We start from the raw sequence: 19538 nt of genomic DNA on the forward strand, positions 1-19538 counted from the left end.
TCATGACACTTGCAGACGTCAAAGAGACCATCTCCATCTCGCTCGATCAGTTGCGCGCCAACAAGCTGCGCAGCGGCCTCACCGTGCTCGGCATCGTCATCGGTGTGCTCACCGTCATCATCATGTCGTCCGTGATCAACGGGCTCAACGGCCAGGTGAACGGCATCATCTCGCAGCTTGGATCGAACACACTGTTTGTCTTCCGTTTTGAAGTCTTCGGCAAACGCCCCACGTTGGAAGAACTAGCGCGCAAACAGCTCACGTATGAGGACATGATGAGCCTGCAGGATCTGCCGCACGTCGTTGCTGCAGATGCGGGTCTTCGTTACGCCGACTTTACGTTTGGCGGCGGTGGTGGCATGGCTTCCGCCAAAGCGGGCACGCACAAACAGGACAGCGTCGGACTCGCCGGAGAGAATTTCACCTCGCCTGAAGTCAACGATTGGCACATCGATCGCGGTCGTTTCTTCACGCAGGACGAACAGACCCGAGCGGCCAAAGTTGTCCTGCTGGGGCATGACACGGCAGAGGAGTTATTCCCGGGTGAAAGCCCCCTCGGCAAGGAAGTCACGATTCCCGGTTTGACCGCAACGGTGATCGGTACGCTCGAAGCGGTGAAGGGGCTCACGCCGGGCAAAAATCCCAACGACAGCTACGTCTACATGCCGTTGACCACGTTCCACAATCTCCACCCGGAGGTGTTGGATTACTGGATATCGGTGAAGTACGACGATGGAAAAAACCGCTCGCTGGTAGAAGAAGAGATTCGCGAACGTCTCCGCATCCGTCGCAAAGTCACCGTCGATAAAGACGACAACTTTGTCATCTTCGGATCAGATTCGCTCTCCCGCCTGTGGGCGCAACTCACGGACGGATTGTTCCTGCTGATGTTTGCTCTCTCCAGCGTGGGCCTGATGGTGGGCGGCGTCGGTGTCATGAACATCATGCTGGTGTCCGTGACAGAACGAACGCGCGAGATCGGCGTGCGCAAAGCGATCGGCGCAACCAAGCGAACCATCCTGTTGCAATTCACGTTGGAAGCAATGGTGCTGTGCGCCGTCGGTGGATTGATTGGCATCTCGCTCGGCTCCCTGATTGCGCTTGGGATGGGAGTGGTGCTGCCGTCAGTGCTGTCCAGCGCATGGGTGATCGCAGCGTTCACAGTTTCCATCGCGATTGGACTCGTCTTCGGTATCTATCCCGCTTGGAAGGCCGCAAATCTCAATCCCATCGAAGCCTTGCGCTACGAGTAACAGCGAGGAGAGATACGACACAGGGTTCACACATGTGAACCCTGTTCGCTTTTCTAGTGAGCCGGTGTCAGCACCACGGTCTTCACTTCAAACGGTTGCAGCGCAAATGAGTGCTCTCCGCGGATCGTCAAAGAAGACGCGTCACCTTTCCACGGACTCTGCGCAGCGAACGCCATCGCCTGTCCCTTCGGCACTTCCAACACCTTCGCCACATCCAGCGTGATGCTCTGCGGCTTATCGCTAGGATTACGCAGCGTCAGGATCGACTTCTTCGCAGACCATGCAGCCCATCCATACACTTGTAGTTTCACCGGATCGCCGCCAACCCAGTGCGTGTCCTTCAACACATCCGCATTCGCACGCGACCACTTCGCAGCTTCCGCAAGATCATCCCAGTTCTGCTGCGAGAGCAACGACGGCGTAATGTACAACTCCTGCAACTGCGTTCCCGTGCCAAAGTAGCTGCGTACTTCATTGCGGAAGCTCTCGCCATATTCCACGTTCAGCTTCTTATGTTTCTCCGCGTAGATGATGCCATGCAGCATCAACGAATTCAGCGGAAACAGCGGACCCGCCTGTACCACGCGCTGATACGTGTCCGCATCGCGATACGTGATCCACTTCTCGCGCCAATTGCCCACACCGGCAAAGTCATCATCTTCGCCACCGCGCCAGATGCTGTCCGCTGTGCGCAACCAGAACGGCGAAGGATATGTGCCTGTGGTCAGGTTGATGTAGATATCCGGCTTTTCTCTACGCAAGTCATCGATGAGCGCAAGCGCCGCTGCGAAGTCAGAATCAAACGCGCTACCGGGAAACACACGGTCGGCATTGCCAGTGCCGTCAAACTTGAATTGATTGATGCCATACTTGCGCACCATCTCCAGGCACACTTCCCTGAAGCGTTCGTAATACTTCGGCCCTGAGAGCGCGAAACCGTTATCAACAATTTCGTAGCCCTGTTCACGGCCATAGTTCACGCGGTCTTTCTTTGGCTTGCTGTAACCGCCCCACGGACTCATCCACACACCGGGCGCATATCCAAACTTCGCAGTCTCCTCACGCACCTTGGTGAAGCCGTTTGGGAAATCCTTCGGATGAAAATGCCACAGTGATGTGTGATCGTCCCATCCGTCATCGAACAGATAGCTGTCCAGCGTTACACCGCGTTTGTCATGCAGTTCTTTTCCAAACGCATCAATGTGATTCAGCGCCGTCGCTTCGTCATACGGAGTGAAATAGCCCAGGTCGTACCAGGAGTTCGGATGGAGAAACGTGCGATACGGATGCGCACGCTCCCGCTCCACATACGCAAGAAAATCGCGGCGCATCTGTCCTTCGCGTGTCGTGCCGAACACAGCCGAATACGTAATCGACTGTCCCTGCTTCAGCGGCAACGTACGCGTTATCCAAGCCGATGCAACGCCATCTTTCACGCTGCTCTCGCTCAGCGGATGTTCAAAGCCAAAGAACATATTGCCGGAGACAATCGGCGAACCCTTCACCGTGCCAACAACCTTCGCATCGGCATCATTCCAGTGCAGCAACTCCACGGTGCGAATCGGTAAATCATCCTTCGCTGCCATCAACGTCACCGTTTCGCGCAGATAGTTGCTGGCAGTACTCAACACTTTCCAATCCACGCGAATCCGTCCATCCGCCGAATGCAGATGCGCCTCCACACCGCGCGTCATCGTGCGTTCCGCCATGCGCGAAGCATTGGGATGCGCCGCAAGCGTAATCGGAGAAACCTTGCCCTCCAACACCATGTCGCTTGAGGAGTAGCTGCTGCCATCGGCCAGGGTCACGCGAAAGGGAGCAGCGAATGCGACCGTGTGAGGATGCAATCCATCGTGAATCGTCAACGACTGCACATGGCCACTGTTCACGGCAATTTCAGCGCGAATCTTTGCATCGCCCACGCGATAGGTTTGCGCCTTGGCATGCGAAATCAGTGAAGCAATTAACAGGGCGGCGGACAAAGTCATGCGCGGCATGGAAACCATGTTATCCGCGTCACTCGATACACTGGAAACGTGACCGTTGCAGAAGCTATCACCCTCGTCACCACGCTACTCACGCTGGCCGGCCTTGCGTTCCTGATGATCGCCCTCCTTGCGGCACGGTCGTTCCGTCGCGAACCTGTATCCGCGCCCCCGGCGGTACTTCCCACCGTCAGTATCCTGAAGCCCATTAAGGGCTGGGACCCCGGCCGTTACGACGCCTTTGCCAGCCACTGCACTCAGAACTACGGTGGCCGCTATGAGCTTCTGCTCGGCCTCTCCGATCCAGACGATGCCGAGGTTCTGGCAGAAGTAGAAAAGCTACGCGCCGCGCACCCACAAGCCATCATCCGCACCGTCCCCTGCGGCCGGCGTCTCGGCACCAACGGCAAGGTAAGCACGCTGCTGCAGACGGTGCCGCACGCCCTCGGCGAAGTCCTCATCATTAACGACGCAGACATCGTCGTATCCAGCGAATACCTCACTCGCATCATCGCGGATCTTTCGCAGCCCAACACCGGGATGGTCACCGCGCCCTACCTCGGACGCACCGCAACCAAGCCAACACTGTGGGCGCGTCTGGAATCGCTCGGCATCAGCACAGACTTCCTGCCCGGCGTATTAACAGCGCGATTGCTCGATCGTGGCGTGCGTTTCGGCCTCGGCAGCACATTGGCTCTACGACGCGAAACGCTCGATCGCATCGGCGGTTTTGAGCCGCTGCTGGACATGCTGGCCGACGACTACGAACTCGGCGTGCGCGTCCACAAGGCAGGTATGCGCGTCGTGCTGTCGCCAGAGGTGGTTAGCACCGCGGTTCCGCAGTACACATTCCAGCACTTCTGGGATCACCAATTGCGCTGGGCACGCGGCGTCCGCGACGCCCGCAGACTCGGCTACCTGGGCCTCTGCCTCAGCTACGCACTGCCCTGGGCGTTGGCAAACGTCATCGCCAGCGGCTTTGCGCTGCCTAGCTTCACTCTTCTTTCGTTAGTACTGCTGGCACGCGTCGCCGTTGCTCTGTCCATGGGCGCAGGCATCCTGCGCGACGGACAGATCTTCCGCGATCTTTGGTTGCTGCCCCTGCGAGACTGTTTTGGTCTGCTGCTATGGGCTTGGAGCTATGCCGGTGAAGATGTTTTGTGGCGTGGGGAACGCTTCCGTTTGAAGCAGGGCAAGCTCATCCGCGAATAAAGGATTCGGTAGCTAAACGTTAGAGGTGTCGACCATCGTCCTGCGGCATGCAGACAAATGCGACAACACAAGGAAATACCACGGCGCCTAGCGCCATGCTGGCAAGTATAAGAAGGGTCATTGGGGCGGCCTCCGCTCTCTCGGCGAATCGTTCGGCTGGAGCTTTATTTGTTGAGGTTGCGCAGATAACACCGTTCCGTTTTGAACGGATGGATAGAAATTCAATTCGTGCGAGTGAATAAGGCTAGTTAAGTTCCTGTTCCCGGTCGCTGTGACGCATTGCGATCAAGCAGGGGAGTATGAGCATTCCAAGAAAAACAGCTGCCACTAAAATACCGTGCATTGTGAGAATCTCAATTCTTAGAGAAGCGTCATTTGCGGCCTCTCATGTCTTTACGGTCATGCATTTAGCACCGAACTGTGATTCCACCAAGGTGGTATGTAGATAGCACGTTTGGGGGATACGATGGCCCGATCGTGTAAAGGGATGCCTAAGTTCCAAGGGATGAAATAATAGGGATGCCGCGCCTTCCCGCGCCATTCGCCTGAAAGGAATTTTCCCGATGCCTATCGATTTTGAGGCCCCTCTCGCCCTGTCCGATCCAGAGATTGCAGAACAGATTGCCCTGGAGGCTGTGCGCCAGCATGACGGTCTGGAGATGATCGCGTCGGAGAATTTCGTCTCACGCGCTGTGCTTGAAACAGCCGGAACGGTCTTCACGAACAAGTACGCCGAAGGCTATCCCGGCAAGCGTTACTACGGTGGCTGTGAAAACGCAGACGTGGTGGAGAACATCGCCCGTGAGCGCGCCAAGCAGATCTTTGGTGCAGATCACGCCAACGTGCAGCCGCACTCCGGTTCGCAGGCCAACGCCGCCGCGTACATGACGCTCATCAACCCCGGCGACACCGTCCTCGGTCTCGATCTCGCACACGGCGGCCACCTCACCCACGGCCACAAGCTCAACTTCAGCGGCAAGCTCTACCGCATCGTGGGCTACCAGGTCCGCAAAGACACCGAGACCGTCGACTACGACGAGCTAGAAGCGCTCGCCAAGAAGGAACAGCCCAAGGTCATCGTAGGCGGCGGTTCGGCGTATCCACGCCAGTGGGACTTTGAGCGCATGCGCGCCATTGCCGACTCGGTCGGTGCATACCTCATGATCGACATGGCACACTTCGCCGGTCTGGTTGCAGGTGGAGCGCACCCGTCGCCCGTACCGCACGCACACGTCGTCACCACTACCACGCACAAGACTCTTCGCGGACCCCGTGCGGGCATGGTCCTCTGCAAGCAGGAGTTTGCTCAGGCTCTCGATCGTTCCGTCTTCCCCGGCCAGCAGGGCGGACCACTGATGCACATCGTTGCCGCAAAGGCCGTTGCGTTCAAAGAAGCTCTGCAGCCTGAGTTCAAGACCTACGCCGCGCAGACCGTCGCCAACGCCAAGGCGCTCGCAGAGGCACTGTCCGGCGAAGGCTACCGCATCGTCTCCGGCGGCACCGACACCCATCTGTTGCTGGTCGATGTCTTCGCCAAGGGCATCCTCGGTTCTGAGGCAGAAGCAGCTCTCGGCAAGGCAGGCATCACCGTCAACAAGAATGCCATCCCTTACGACACGAACCCGCCGCTCAAGCCGTCCGGCGTTCGCTTCGGCACCCCTGCGCTCACCACGCGCGGCATGAAGGAAGCCGAGATGCGCCAGATTGCCAAGTGGATCGGCCAGGCTCTGGAGAACCGCAACGACGAGGCGAAGCTCGCACAGCTTCACGGTCAGGTCAGCGAACTGGCAGAGAATTTCCCGCTCTACGGCTGGCTGCGTCAGCCTACAAGTCTCGCGGAACCGGAAGCAGCGTTCGCAAGCTAACGAACAATTCATCACAACGAAAAACCCCGTCCGCGAAATATGTGCGGACGGGGTTTTTCTGTAATGAATTGCTCGCGGAGTATCCTGCATCCAAGTACGCGGGAGAACTCCACACATGGCAGAGCGGCATTTTGATGCGGTGATCATTGGCTCCGGGCAGGGCGGCAACCCTTTCGCAAAAGCCACAGCGAAGCACGGCTGGCAGACTGCCGTCATCGAGCGCCGCTATACCGGTGGCACCTGTGTCAACGACGGCTGCACGCCCTCGAAGGCCGTCGATGCATCCGCCCGCGTCGCATACCTCGCGCGTCGTGGTGCAGACTTCGGTGTGCACACCGGCGACATCTCCATGGATCTGTCAAAGGTTTACGACCGCAAGCAGAGCATCGTGTTGACCTCGCGCAACAACATCTCAAAATCACTTTCCACCAGCGAGAACAGCTCCCTGCTCATGGGGCAGGCATCGTTCGCGGAACAGCAGCCCGGCGACGGCACCTATCGCATCGACGTCACGTTGAACGAAGGCGGCACGGAAACCATCACCGCCAGCCGAGTCTTTCTCAACACCGGCGAGCGCCCGCACATCCCCGACAATGTAGAAGGTCTCACCAGCCTTCCCATCCTCGACAGCACCGCCATGCTTGAGCTCAAAGAAGTGCCCGAACATCTGTTGGTACTTGGCGCGGGATACATCGCACTTGAATTCGCGCAGATGTATCTTCGCTTCGGCTCAAAGGTCACCGTCATCGAACGCGGCGAACGCATCGCACAACATGAAGACGACGACATCGCCCAATGCCTCCGCGAAATCCTCACAGAAGACGGCCTTGAAATCCTCACCTGCTCCGCAGTCTCCCGCGCCTCCGGTTCAGCAGGCAACATCACGTTGGATCTCGTAACAGACGATGGCCCTGTCGTTCTCAAGGGAACACATCTTCTCGTCGCCATCGGCCGCGTCCCCAACGTCGAACCGCTCCATCTGGAGCGTGTCGGCGTGAAGCAGAACAAGTCCGGCCACATTGAAGTGAACGATCGCCTCGAGACATCCGCAAAGAACATCTGGGCCATGGGCGACGTCAAAGGCGGCCCCGCCTTCACTCACATCTCGTACGACGACTTCCGCATCCTGCGCAACAATCTCCTGCAGGGCGGCAACGTCTCCATCAAAGATCGTCTGCTTACCTATTGCATGTTCACTGATCCGGAGCTTGCGCGCTTCGGCCTGAATGAAGCCGATGCAAAGAAGCAGGGCAGAGAAGTGCGCGTCGCATCGATCCCAATGAAGTGGATGGCGCGTGCGCTTGAAATGGATGAATCGCGCGGCATGATGAAGGCGCTCGTCGATCCGCAAACCAATCAGATTCTCGGCGCAACCATCCTCGGCGTCGATGGCGGTGAAGTCGCGGCGCAGTTGCAGATCGCCATGATGGGCGGCCTGCCATACACCGCGTTGCGTGAAGGCATCTTCGCGCACCCCACAAAATCAGAGGCGTTGAACACCCTCTTCACTTACTTCCGCGATGGCAAAGACTAAGCAGAAACCTGAGACGGCATCCGCAATGTGCGGATCAACGCAGTCAAAGCCGCGGGTTGGTTGTGGCGACTGGGGTAGTAGAGGAAATAGCCCGGGAACACCGGGCACCAGTCGCGCATCACTTCTACCAACCGCCCATCGGCAAGGCGTTCGCGCGCAAGCGTCTCCATCGCCATGCTGATGCCAGCCCCACGCTCCACGCACTGCATCAACAGATCGCTGTCATCGAAAACCAGCGGCCCCTCGGGCAGAAAAGTAATCGAGCGACGACCCTTCTCAAACTCCCATCGATAGATGCCGGTACTAAACCGAAACGCAAGGCAGATGTGGTCTTTCAGATCGCGTGGCGTACGCGGTTTGGGATGCGTGGCAAAGTAGCTGGGCGACCCAACCACGGCCAGTCGCAGATCGTCGCTCACACGCACCGCAATCATGTCGCGCTGGATGAACTCCCCAATCTGGATGCCCGCGTCATAGCCGCCCGCCACAAGTTCGGCGCGGTCGTTGGATGTGGTGATGTCCAGCGCAATGTCCGGATAGGCCTCGGTGAATTCCTTCAGCTTCGGCATCAGTACCACCTGCGCCGCGCTGCGTGACACCAACAGCCGCAACCGTCCGGCAGGTCGATCGCGTTGCTGCTGCGCCTCCGTCAGCGAACGCGCAATGCGTTCCAGCGCAGGCTGCACTTCGCGCAACACTGCCTCACCCGCAGCAGTCGGTGCGACGGACCGCGTCGTTCGCGCCAGCAACTGCACGCCCAGCCGCTTCTCCAGACCACGAACACTGTGGCTCAAGGCCGACTGCGAGATGCGCAGCCGCGCCGCCGCCCGCGTAAAGCTTCGTTCCTCCGCAACAGCAGCAAAAGCCGCTAGGGCCTGAAGTTCATCCCGCATGATTCATGAATATAGTGCATAACTCCAACCCGCGTAGACCCCTTTTTCTGGAGCAATCCTTAGGCCTAGGATGAAAACAAATCTTGCGCTGGGCCACGGCAATCCCGCCAGGCCCCATCATCTCTTCACGGCATCATGGAGTCCCCAACATGAAAACACGCACACTCGGAAAGAATCTGAAAGTCTCCGCGCTCGGCTATGGCTGCATGGGCCTCAGCTTTGGCCTGGGCCCGGCCACGGACAAGGCAGAAGCTCTCCAAATCCTGCGCACCGCCTATGACAGCGGCGTCACCTTCTTCGACACGGCCGAGGCATACGGCCCGTTCGCTAACGAAGAACTCGTAGGCGAAGCGCTGCAGTCCGTCCGCGACAAGGTCGTCATCGCCAGCAAGTTCGGCTTCAAAGGCGGCGTATCCACCGCTGGAACGGACAGCCGCCCGGAAAACATCCGCGCCTACGTTGAAGCAGCACTCAAGCGCCTTCGCACAGACCGCATCGACTTGCTCTACCAACATCGCGTCGACCCCAACGTGCCCATCGAAGACGTTGCAGGCGCAGTGAAAGAACTCATCGCCACCGGCAAAGTACTTCACTTCGGCATGTCTGAGGCAGGAGCATCGACCATCCGCAAGGCCCACGCAGTGCAGCCCGTAACCGCGCTGCAAAGCGAATACTCCCTGTGGTGGCGCGAGCCCGAAAAGGAAATCATTCCCACCCTCGAAGAACTCGGCATCGGCTTTGTGCCCTTCAGCCCGCTGGGCAAGGGCTTCCTCACCGGTGCCATCTCGCAGGAACAGCAGTTCCCTGACGGCGACTTCCGCAAGATCGTCCCACGCTTCAGCGAAGAAAACCGCAAGGCCAACCAGAAGTTGGTGGACACCCTCGGCACCCTCGCTGACGAGAAGGGCGTAACCCGCGCACAGATCGCGCTGGCATGGCTCCTCGCGCAGAAGCCATGGATCGTCCCCATCCCCGGCACCACGAAGGTTTCGCGCCTGCAGGAAAACCTTGGCGCGGCCAATGTGGAACTCAGCACAGCAGACCTCAGCCAGATCGAAAGCGCCCTCAAGGACATCGACGTCCAGGGCGATCGCTACCCGGCCAGCTTCCAGGCCCTGGTCAACCGCTAAGAACAAACCAAAACAAAAGGGGAGGCGCAGTAATAGCGCCTCCCTTTTTGCTGCGTAAAGATGGCTAGTGCTTCGCCTCAGCGCTCGTCAAAAACTCAAACTCCGCGCGAGTACTATCCGGACCAGCAGTAATCGTGCTGTCCAGATGAATCACTGCCTTGTCCTGGTCATAACGAGGCCACTTCGGCAGACCCTTCCCGTTCGGATCGCCAGTCTTCGCAAAGTTCGTCCAGTAATCCATCATCTGCATGCTCAGCCTGCGCGCCTCAGGCTTCCACGTTGCACCCTGCCGCACATCCTGCGTGCCAAAGACGTATTCCAGCTCTGCAGAATGGAACGCCCTGGGTAACGGATGAAGCCGTTCCGCCGGAGACGGCTGATCAAAGCGATAACGATAGACGGGCACCTTGCCAGTTGCCACATCCGCCTCTGCCCACTTCCACGGAGCCAGAGCAATGAACTGCGCGGTCGTCAGATCATCCGCAGAGCGAATCGCCTGCTCATCCGTATCGCCAGGAAAGGCTTTCAAAAATTCATCCGGACGCGCGCCGTAATGTTCAGCGGCATAGGCCTTCCACTTAGCCGCAGTCATATCTTTGCTCAGCGTTCCGGTGCGTTCATCATGATTCCAGCCAATGATGGCAGGCACATGCACCTGACGCCCAGCAGCATAAGCGTCCGCCAACGACTCCGGAAGAAACACCCCATCCTGCACCGGAGAAAAGCCAGCACCTCGACTATTTTTGACTGAGTCCAGAACCTTGTCTGCAGGCATGGCACGCAGCTCCGCGAGGCTCTTCGCGCCTGTCGAGTCCGCCCACACCTGGTCACGCTTGCCGCGTTGATCCATCGTGCCCATGGGAATAGCGCCGTTAAACAGCGCGCCACTCTCACCAATGAATTTCTGGAACAGCCCATGCGCACTGGGCGCAACCGTCAGCGCACTCACGGCAAATGACCCGGCACTCTCTCCAAAGATCGTCACGTTCCCGGCATCGCCGCCAAATGCGGCAATGTTCGCCTTCACCCACTGCAGCGCAGCCACAACGTCCATCAAGCCATAGTTGCCCGCATGACCACCGTTCTCTTTGGCCAAGTCATTCGTCGCAAGAAATCCAAACACACCCAACCGATAGTTCAGGGTCACCAGCACCACACCACGATCCACCAGCGGCGAATCAGAGTAACGAGGCTCGGATCCCGCACCAGCAATAAATCCTCCGCCGTGGATCCACACCATTACTGGCAGCTTGCTGGTCGCCTTCGCTTTCGCAGGCGTGTAGACATTCAGGAACAGGCAATCTTCCGAAGGCCCAGCATCCTGAAAGATGTAGTCGTCCCACACATGCCACTGCTCGCAACGCGCACCAAACTTCGTCGCGTCACGCATCCCACTCCAGCGCGCTGGCGGTTGCGGCGCCTTCCAGCGCAGGTCACCCACGGGAGGCGCGGCATACGGAAGTCCTAGGAAGGCTTTCTGCAAACCGTTGCGAAACCACTTACCCGTCGCATCTCCCTGCGTCGTCTTCACGACCGGCGCGGTCTGCGCCAGCAGCAAGGTGCAAGGAAATAACACGGCAGCACAAGCCACCCACACACGCTTCAGCAACATACAAACACTCCCCGGCAAAGCGACGACCACAATAGCACGCAGTCTGACCTCTCTGCGACAGCAAGCACGAAGGGGATGCGATCATCGCATCCCCTTCGTTGTGCTCGTTTGTTTCGCTTAGAACGTTGTGCTGACGCTCAGACGGAGTGTCTTACGCGGTTCGCGCAGGATGTAATCCGCACCGTAGAACTGCAGTGCCTGCGCATAGGTGTAGCGACCGGCTGCTGTGTTCGGGAAGAAGCTCTGGAAGGTGGCTGCATCCGTAGCCAGCTTCTGCGGCAGCGTCTCGTACAGGCGCAGCGGGTTGTACGCGTAGAACAGGCGGAACGGCGCATTCACGATCGGCAGCACCACCTGGAACTCCACACCGTTCGACATACGCGGCACAAAGTTCGTTCCCGGTGCGGTCTGCAGGCGTGTCGGGAAGCTCAGCTGCTTGCCGCCGGTGCACGCACCGTTGACGAAGTTGCTGCAGCCATACAGCGGGCTCGACAGCGAAGCCGCACCCAGAACACTCTGCTGCAACTGGCTTGAAACCGCGTTGAACGTCAGGTTGAAGTCCGTGAAGAACGCGAACGTGACCTGCGAAACGATCGGAATACGATATTCCAGGTTGCCCGTGAACGACGTATCGCCACCCACCGTCACCAGGCGGTAGATCGGCAACGGAATCTGCGCATTGCCCAGCGTGTTGTTCGAAGGATCACGTGGAACCGTCGAACCATCAGGGTTCGTCAGGTTGAACTGTACGCGCGTCGGGATGAACACATACGGTGTTGCCGAACGGATATCGAAGCCGCGGATATCGCTTTCGCCGCCACCGTACACACGGTTGAACGGAGGAGCCACCTGTCCGCCAAAGCCTTCCACGTGCGCCAACTGTGCACGCATACCCAGCACGTTGTGGCCTTCGCGGTTAATCCGCAGACCCTTCATCGGGTAGAACTGGCGGAACGACGCCACGGGCGAGAAGTACTTCACATTGCCGCCCGCGCCTGCCACCTGGATCGCCAGGTTGAAGTCGCGTCCGGAGTGCGGGCCCGCCGCACGATCCACCGACGAATAGGTGAACGAAGGCGTAATGATCGACGAGATGATGCCGCCCAGCGCATTCGACGTCTGCAGACCGCTACGGTAGTTCAGCGTCTCAAACACGTTGCGGGTGTTCTCGTTGAAGGTCGTGATGTTCGAGCGCGACAGCGCGTACGAAATACCCACGCGCGTGATGCCAACCGCATGCTTGAACACATGGCGAAGCGGTGTAGATGCCGACAGATTCAGACCAGTGCTCGACTGGTTGTAGTTCGTCAGCAGCGACTGCTGCGCGTTGCTCAGGTTCTGGCTCGCACCTGCCGCGGCATAGCTCTTCGCCGGGTTGTAGTCATACTTCTGCGCGAAGACCTGGAAGCCAACCGAGATCGGCTTATTACGCAGGTAAGGCTCCGTAAAGCCGAAGGTCAGGTTGCGCGACAGATCGCCGATGTTCGCTACGACCGAGAGTGTTTCACCCAGACCAAGGAAGTTGTTCGTTTCGTAGTTCAAACCGATGAACGAACCGCTCAGGCCCGACAGACCGCCGTTCAGACCGATGGAGTTCTTACCCTTTTCCTTCAGCTTCAGCAGCAGGTCAACGGTGCCTTCATCGTTATTGGTACGGGTTTCGCTGTCCTGGTCGGCCTTCAGTGCTTCGAAGTAGTTCAGCTGGTTCAAACGCAGGATGGAGTTTTCCCATGCTTGATTGTTGTACTGCTGACCCTCTTCCAGCATCAGTTCGCGGCGGATCACGCGGTCACGCGTAATAGTGTTGCCACTGAACTCAATGCGCGATACATAGAAGCGCTTACCGGCATCAATGTCGATGGTCAGCGTGATGGTCTTCTTCTGCTCATCAAAGGTTGGCGTGGGAACGGCGGCCATGTTGATGAAGCCGAGCGAGCCATACGCCTTACGCAGATTCTCCAGACCCTTGCCGAACAGCGTGGCATTGAAGTACTCGCCATCCTTCTCTGCAAACTGTGCACGCAGAGCATTGGTGTTCACAACGGTCTTGTCGTAGCCGGTGAACTTGATGGCTTCCAGCTTGTAGCGCGAGCCTTCTTCCAACGGAACTTCAATGTCAATGCGCTTGCCGTGGGTCGGGTGCATCGTAAAGATGTTGAACCCACCGCTATCGCGAACCTTGGTCAGCGGTTCACCCGGTTGCACCTTGAAGTAGCCGCGCTCACGGTAAACCATGCGGACGCGTTCCACGTCCTCATCCAGCTTGGTCGCGTCAAACGTACGCGCGAACAGGTCTTCCAGAATGATGGAGTGCGGAATACCGATCGGCTTTGAGTTCTTCATCGCAGCGCGCAGTGTGCGGCTGTTGATGCGCTCGTTGCCCTTGAAGCCAATCTTGCCAACCTTTACGGTGGGACCTTCCTTCACAATGAAGGTGACCGCAACACGTGCCGGCGGAATCGTCTTGACTTCGGTGCGCACGGTAGCAAACTGGTGGCCGTGCTCGGCCAGAAGCTGCTTTAGGATCACTTCCTTGCGCTTGATCTTGGTGGGGTCGTACTGGCTCTCGACTGAGACGCCGACCTTGGCCTTCTTGTCGCGTTCCAGCACGTCTGAGACGGTGACCGCGTTCAGGCCCTTGTAATTGATTTCGCCAATGGTGGGCTTTTCGCGCACATAGACAATCAGCTGGGTGCAGCCATTGCCTTCGGCCTTCTCGATCTGCACCGACTCAAAGAAGCCGGAGTTCCACAGCGAATTGAAATCGCGCTCCACGGTCGCTGGGTCATACTGCGAACCCTGGCGCGAGAACAGACGCGCAATGATGGATTCCTTCGGATAGCGCCGGTTGCCGATCACCTGCGGTGCGCACAGAACTTCTCCTGTGCCTGCAGATGCGGCAGGAACGGGCGCTACCTGCGCCTGGGCGATTCCTGCCGTCGCGGTACCGCAAAGCAATACTGCGGCGGCTGCCAGCCCAGTGGTTCCGCGGCTGCCGATGGCGCGACTAACTCCGATCAAACGATGAAGTGAGGAGAACCGCTCTTGTCTTGGCTGATGCTCTGGGACGCTTGTCACGCCCTGTTCTACGGTTTTGATAACAACACCCTCACTGCCCATGAAACTCGGATACACACGGCGGCCCGCGGCTCCCTTTCGCACGGCCCGCAATCCCGTATGACTGAAAGACGATTATAGGGGAACGGGGATAGCCGGAGCGAGTCCATGAAGTTACAAGAGGTGCCGTTCATCGCACCCTGCACCTGTTCTGGTGCAGACCTGCCCCCTTTCGGTGCCGGAAATAGCGACTGCGGTCATGAAAAATCTTTTCGCAGCCCACCTTTTCCTCTCAGATTTTCAGGGCGAGCGACCATTCGGCGCATCATCGACGTTTCACCATCCCTTCAAATCGCGTCTCAATGGCATAAGGAATACTCGCCGCTGCTGCATTGCCGCGATACTTTAAGTTCAACGTCGAGGTAAAGCTGCATGGCCTTAAAACCCGTCGCCCGTCACAGGCGCATGTTTTCCGTGCTCCTGTCTGTGTCCTTACTGGCGACAGTTTGCGTGTGTTCTGAAAGAATCCGGGCGCAGATCACGCGCAATCCTCTGCGCAGCGTAAGCGGCTCTGTCAGCGATGGTGGAAAAGAGCCTCTTCGCGGAGCAGTAGTGCAGATTGAAGCGGAAGACACCCTCGTCATCCAGAGTTACGTCACAGACGAACGCGGAACGTATCACTTCCGCAACCTCCGTCCCGACGCGGACTACCGTATCTGGGCCACCTTCCGTGGCCAGCGCTCCAAAACGCAGGAGATGAGTAAATTCGACCGCAAGCCGGATCGCGAAATCTCACTCTCCATCGAGCTGGGCAAGGACTAAACTCGCCTCCTCGCTGTACCGGAACAAAATCTTTTGCAGAGGAAAAGCGGCGTACACTGAAGTGAATGCAGGTGGATCGAACGATCGCTGCTGCTGCACGCACGTTGTTGCAGTAGGGGAGGAAAGTCCGGACTCCGACGGGCAGTGTGCCGGGTAACGCCCGGGATCGGCGCTTCAAGGCGACGAGACGGCAAGTGCCACAGAGAAAATACCGCCATTCGCCGTAAGGCGGAGGGTAAGGGTGAAAAGGTGCGGTAAGAGCGCACCGCGCAGGCAGTAATGCAGGCGGCATGGTAAACCCCACACGGAGCAAGACCAAATAGGCGGGAAGATCGCACGTTCGCGTGCGTGATGCGTGCCGGCCCGGTGCGCCAGACTCGCGGGGAGGGTGCTGGAGCCCCGCAGTAATGCGCGGCCTAGAGGAATGATCGTTCAGCGCAGAAGTCCGAGCGAGAGCAGAGATGGTGCGTGGACAGAATCCGGCTTACAGGTCCACCTGCATATTCAAATCCGCAACAACTGCCTCCAAAAAATCGCCGGACAGTGATTAGCTGTCCGGCAGGAGGCACTACGTTTATGTTTTCCTGTCTTTCAATACGGATCGTGACGCCGATTTGCGGTTAAAAGTTCAGCTTCAGCGCAAATTGAATCAGCCGTGGCGTGTAATTGGCGTCCACTGCCGTTACTGTGCCGAAAGCTGCATTCCCAAGCTGCACATTGCCGCTGCCCTGGCTGATGATCCAGCTTGGTGTATTCGAGATGTTGAATGCCTCGGCGCGGAACTGCACCTTGGCCCGCTCCGTCACAGCGAAGTCCTTGAACAGTGACAGATCCACATGGCGGAAGTGGGGTCCAAACAGCGAATTGCGCTGTACGTTACCCACAGTTCCCAGCGGCTGCGGTGCAAACGCCGCCGTGTTGAACCAGTGCGAAAGGCTCTGCCCACCCAGGTGCGGATCGCCAACCATGTTCGGACGATCGGTGCCGCCGTTGTTGATCGGTGTCGCGCGATTGTTATAGCCGCCTGCGGATGTGTTGTTCAGGATGGAGAACGGTTTGCCCGTCTGCCATACGCTGATCGTGTTCATCTGCCATCCACCGAAGGCGACGCGTTCCAGTGCATTGCCGAACTGATGTCCGGCCCAGAACTGGTAGTTCAACGACAGCGCAAAACGGTTCTGAATATCGTTTTCCGCAATGCCATAGTCGATCTTCCGAATGTTCGTGGGATCGGCGTTGTAAGCGCCCTGTGCGCCCTCCTGGCTGAAGCCGGTCACGTCGTTCAGGCCCTTCGCCCAGGTGTAGTTCGCATCGAACGACAGCCCCTTCACAAACCGCCTCTGGAAGCTCGTCTGCAGCGAGTTGTAGTCCGACACGCCTTCGCTCAGCATCCATCCCACACCCGCCAGGTTCGGCAGTGCAGCGTTCAACGGACGCGCGCTCGAAGCGCCACCGCTCACGCTGTTGCCGGGCTTGGGCACGTTAATGTCGTTGATGGTCTGCGGCAGGTGCTGGCCAATGTTGCCCACATAACCAATCGTGAACACGTTAGCGCCAAACTGCTGCTGCACCTGCAGGTTGAATTGCTGAATCATCGCGGAACGGAAATGCGTCGATTCAGCAATAAAGCTAAGTCCTGGCGAGTTGATCGTCTGCGCCACCGGCAGCGGCAGGCCCTGGCTGAAGCTGGGGAACGCACCCGGAACCGTAGCGCAGTCCGGATTCGTTGCCGTGGGAGCAACGCCCTGCGAAGCCTGAATCTGGTAGCCCACAGACGATACGCAGTTCGGCGAATACACCGATACAAACGGCGCATTCTTCAGGTCGGCGTTCGATGTGTAGTTGCCGGGGAAATAGCTCAGGCCATAGCCGCCACGCAGTACTGTGTTCGGCGTCACCGACCACGAGAAGCCCAACCGCGGAGCCACATTGCTGTAGTCGGTTCCAATGCCTGCCGTAGCGCTCACACCGTTCTGCCCCGGCACCTTCAACGCCTGCGCAACGTTCGTGCTGTTCAACGTCTTCGCCTGGTCGAAGTCGAAGTTGGAAATGCGGCCATGCGCTTCCGTGAACGGCGTGAACACGTCATACCGAACGCCGTAGATCACGGTCAGGTTTGGCGTCGCCTTCCAGCTATCCTGCGCGAAGAAGCTCGGCTCCCACGAACGGTAGTCGGGCGGCACCAGGTTATAGTTGCGGCTCGCAGACGAGAACGCACCCACCAGCGAACTGGCAAGCTGGTTGTCCTGCTGCTTCTTCTGGTTACCCGGTACGTTATCGCTGATCAATCCAAAGCCGTACTGGCCTGCAGGGAAAGCACTCTGCACATTGCGTGCCTGCCTGCGGATCAGCCCAGCCCCGATCTTCATGTTGTGGTTGCCCTTGGTCCAGCTCACCGTGCCGCTGTACTGGAACGTGTTGTCAATGTCCTGCAGCGGAACGTACGCACCATCGCCAATGTCGTTGAACGGACCGAACTGAATCGGCGTCAGCACATTGGAGTACTGGTTGAAGTTCATGTTCGAACCAAAACCCACCGTCGTATCCGCGTTCTTGCCATAGTTCAGCGGCAGCGACAGGTTGTTGATGCGCGTGAACCCAGCCTTCAGATCCACCAGCAGGTTCTGCGAGAAGATGTGCGTGTAGTCGAACGCAAACTGCTGTGCGCCGTTCTTCGCAGGGCCAGAAAAGTTGTAGCGGCCACCGGAAATCTCCAATCCATTCACCACACCCAAACCCGGCGGAATAAACGAATCCACATGGTTGTAGGTGTAACGGCCAAAGAACAGGTTGTTCGCGTTGAAACGATGATCAATGCGAACGTCAAACACGTTGCTGAACTGCGTCTTGTTCGGGCTGATGACGTAGTTATTGGTTAGCCCCGAACGGTTCGGTGCAGGGAACAGCTTCAGGTAATTCAGAGCAATCGGATTGATCGCGTATCCCTGCGTTCCAGCGCCCTGCGCCACCAGCGCCGCTGGACTGCCACCAGCAATGCTGTTGATGTTGTTGTACTCATCAATGGTCGGCACCGTGTTCTGATAGGTCACGCCAACCACCTGGCGGAAGCCTTCATAGTCGCCAAAGAAGAAGGTGCGGTCGCGCCAGATGCGTCCACCAATCGATCCGCCAAACTGGTTCTGGCGCAGCTCCGGCTTGCTGCCCGTTGTCTGCAGCACCTGCCGCGAATCGAAAATGTCGTTGCGGAAGTATTCGTACGCGCTGCCGTGGAACTGGTTCGATCCGCTCCTCGTCACAATATTCACCACGCCGCCAGCCGTACGTCCGGCTTCCGGTGCATAGCTGTTCGTCTGAACGCTGATCTCCTGGATGCCTTCCACGTTCGGCCGAACGCCGCTGGTGCCAATCACGCGCTCGTTGTTATCAAAGCCATCAATGATGAAGTTGTTCAGCGTATCGTCCTGCCCGTTCACGCTGAACGAACTCGTCTGACGACGATCATCCGGTCGTCCACCGCTTGTCAGACCGTTGCCCGGACCCTCGTTCGCTCCGGGAACCAGTTGCACAAGCTGCACATAGTTACGTCCATTCAGCGGCAGGTCCTGCACACTCTGCGCGGTCACGGTCGAACTGACTGTGGCATTCTCGCTCTGCAGCAGTGGTGTCTGCGCTTCCACGTTTACGGTTTCGTTCACATTGCCCAGTTGCAGCTTCACGTCCGAGCGTGCGCGGTCACCGGCTTCCACTCCCAGGTCGGCCACCGTGGTCGACTTGAATCCGTTGCTGGTCACCGTCACGCTGTAGTGTCCCGGCTGCAGCAGGGTAAAGATGTAGTTGCCGCTGCCGTCCGTCGTCGCCACGCGGCTTTGATTCGTGGCAAGGCTTTTCAGCGTGACGCTTGCGTTCGGCAGCGCCGCACCGGACGCGTCGGTCACCGTTCCAACGACGTCTGCTGTGGTCAATTGGGCGTGCGCCATGCTGGCGCCTCCCAATACAGAAAGTACGACGGCCGCTCGCGCAATCGCGGGGACCGTCATCTGGCTCATCCAAAAATTACTGCTGTTGCGATTCATAGTTGTCCTTTGCCTTCGTGTGGGCTCTTACGTGGAGATGACCCGCTGCCGCAATTTGGCGTGCCGCCTTTCACGGCGGCGGAGACGGGGTTCTTAACAACGCACGGAGTCTAGGCACGCGAACAAACAACCCGTCAGTGC

The 19538-nt window shown here is 58.3% G+C and carries 11 protein-coding genes and 1 other RNA gene; 7 read left to right on the plus strand and 5 right to left on the minus strand.

Annotated features, from left to right (window positions below; genetic code table 11):
- The first annotated feature begins 2 nt into the window (after nt 1–2).
- Nucleotides 3–1253, plus strand: a complete 1251-nt coding sequence (locus tag M504_RS13060) for an ABC transporter permease (RefSeq protein WP_047492065.1) — start codon at nt 3–5, stop codon at nt 1251–1253.
- Nucleotides 1254–1306: 53 nt separating this feature from the next.
- On the opposite strand, the gene M504_RS13065 is transcribed toward M504_RS13060, so the two are convergent.
- A complete protein-coding gene (locus tag M504_RS13065; protein WP_198137595.1) occupies nt 1307–3250 on the minus strand; it encodes an enterotoxin in 1944 nt (647 codons plus the stop codon).
- A 39-nt stretch (nt 3251–3289) separates the two neighbouring features.
- Between M504_RS13065 and hpnI the strand changes: the two genes are divergently transcribed.
- From hpnI to M504_RS13080, 3 genes are all read left to right on the plus strand, one after another.
- A complete protein-coding gene (hpnI, locus tag M504_RS13070) occupies nt 3290–4450 on the plus strand; it encodes a bacteriohopanetetrol glucosamine biosynthesis glycosyltransferase HpnI (protein ID WP_047492068.1) in 1161 nt (386 codons plus the stop codon).
- 563 nt (nt 4451–5013) lie between these two features.
- Entirely contained in the window at nt 5014–6315 is a 1302-nt protein-coding gene (glyA, locus tag M504_RS13075; RefSeq protein WP_047492071.1) for a serine hydroxymethyltransferase, read from the plus strand.
- Between the two features lie 115 nt (nt 6316–6430).
- Nucleotides 6431–7849 carry a mercuric reductase gene (locus M504_RS13080; protein WP_047492075.1) on the plus strand — a complete coding sequence of 473 codons (1419 nt, stop codon included), beginning with the start codon at nt 6431–6433 and terminating at the stop codon, nt 7847–7849.
- On the opposite strand, the gene M504_RS13085 is transcribed toward M504_RS13080, so the two are convergent.
- Complete coding sequence (locus M504_RS13085; protein ID WP_084214316.1) at nt 7846–8742, minus strand: LysR family transcriptional regulator; 897 nt, start codon at nt 8740–8742, stop codon at nt 7846–7848. The genes M504_RS13080 and M504_RS13085 overlap by 4 nt on opposite strands.
- A 149-nt stretch (nt 8743–8891) precedes the next feature.
- Between M504_RS13085 and M504_RS13090 the strand changes: the two genes are divergently transcribed.
- Entirely contained in the window at nt 8892–9872 is a 981-nt protein-coding gene (locus M504_RS13090; RefSeq protein ID WP_047492082.1) for an aldo/keto reductase, read from the plus strand.
- A gap of 64 nt (nt 9873–9936) precedes the next feature.
- Here M504_RS13090 and M504_RS13095 read toward each other — a convergent pair whose 3' ends face one another.
- On the minus strand, nt 9937–11484 hold the full coding sequence (locus M504_RS13095; protein WP_047492085.1) for a carboxylesterase/lipase family protein: 1548 nt from the start codon (nt 11482–11484) through the stop codon (nt 9937–9939).
- A gap of 117 nt (nt 11485–11601) precedes the next feature.
- Entirely contained in the window at nt 11602–14604 is a 3003-nt protein-coding gene (bamA, locus tag M504_RS13100; RefSeq protein ID WP_084214317.1) for an outer membrane protein assembly factor BamA, read from the minus strand.
- Between the two features lie 447 nt (nt 14605–15051).
- On the opposite strand from bamA, the gene M504_RS21375 reads away from it, so the two are divergent.
- Together M504_RS21375 and rnpB are read left to right on the plus strand one after the other, a co-directional pair.
- A complete protein-coding gene (locus M504_RS21375) occupies nt 15052–15363 on the plus strand; it encodes a carboxypeptidase-like regulatory domain-containing protein (protein ID WP_198137596.1) in 312 nt (103 codons plus the stop codon).
- 68 nt (nt 15364–15431) lie between these two features.
- Nucleotides 15432–15866: RNase P RNA component class A (gene rnpB, locus M504_RS21455), an RNA gene on the plus strand.
- A 117-nt stretch (nt 15867–15983) separates the two neighbouring features.
- Here the strand turns inward: rnpB and M504_RS13110 are convergent.
- On the minus strand, nt 15984–19370 hold the full coding sequence (locus M504_RS13110) for a TonB-dependent receptor (protein ID WP_232296275.1): 3387 nt from the start codon (nt 19368–19370) through the stop codon (nt 15984–15986).
- Nucleotides 19371–19538 lie beyond the last annotated feature (168 nt).

This window comes from Terriglobus sp. TAA 43 (assembly GCF_000800015.1).
Taxonomy (GTDB): domain Bacteria; phylum Acidobacteriota; class Terriglobia; order Terriglobales; family Acidobacteriaceae; genus Terriglobus.

Coding starts and splice junctions, on each gene's coding strand:
- bamA (WP_084214317.1), bottom strand. CDS start 14,604: ATGGGCAGTGAGGGTGTTGTTATCAAAACCGTAGAACAGGGCGTGACA.
- M504_RS13060 (WP_047492065.1), top strand. CDS start 3: ATGACACTTGCAGACGTCAAAGAGACCATCTCCATCTCGCTCGATCAG.
- M504_RS13065 (WP_198137595.1), bottom strand. CDS start 3,250: ATGCCGCGCATGACTTTGTCCGCCGCCCTGTTAATTGCTTCACTGATT.
- M504_RS13090 (WP_047492082.1), top strand. CDS start 8,892: ATGAAAACACGCACACTCGGAAAGAATCTGAAAGTCTCCGCGCTCGGC.
- glyA (WP_047492071.1), top strand. CDS start 5,014: ATGCCTATCGATTTTGAGGCCCCTCTCGCCCTGTCCGATCCAGAGATT.
- M504_RS13110 (WP_232296275.1), bottom strand. CDS start 19,370: ATGAGCCAGATGACGGTCCCCGCGATTGCGCGAGCGGCCGTCGTACTT.
- M504_RS13080 (WP_047492075.1), top strand. CDS start 6,431: ATGGCAGAGCGGCATTTTGATGCGGTGATCATTGGCTCCGGGCAGGGC.
- M504_RS13085 (WP_084214316.1), bottom strand. CDS start 8,742: ATGCGGGATGAACTTCAGGCCCTAGCGGCTTTTGCTGCTGTTGCGGAG.
- M504_RS13095 (WP_047492085.1), bottom strand. CDS start 11,484: ATGTTGCTGAAGCGTGTGTGGGTGGCTTGTGCTGCCGTGTTATTTCCT.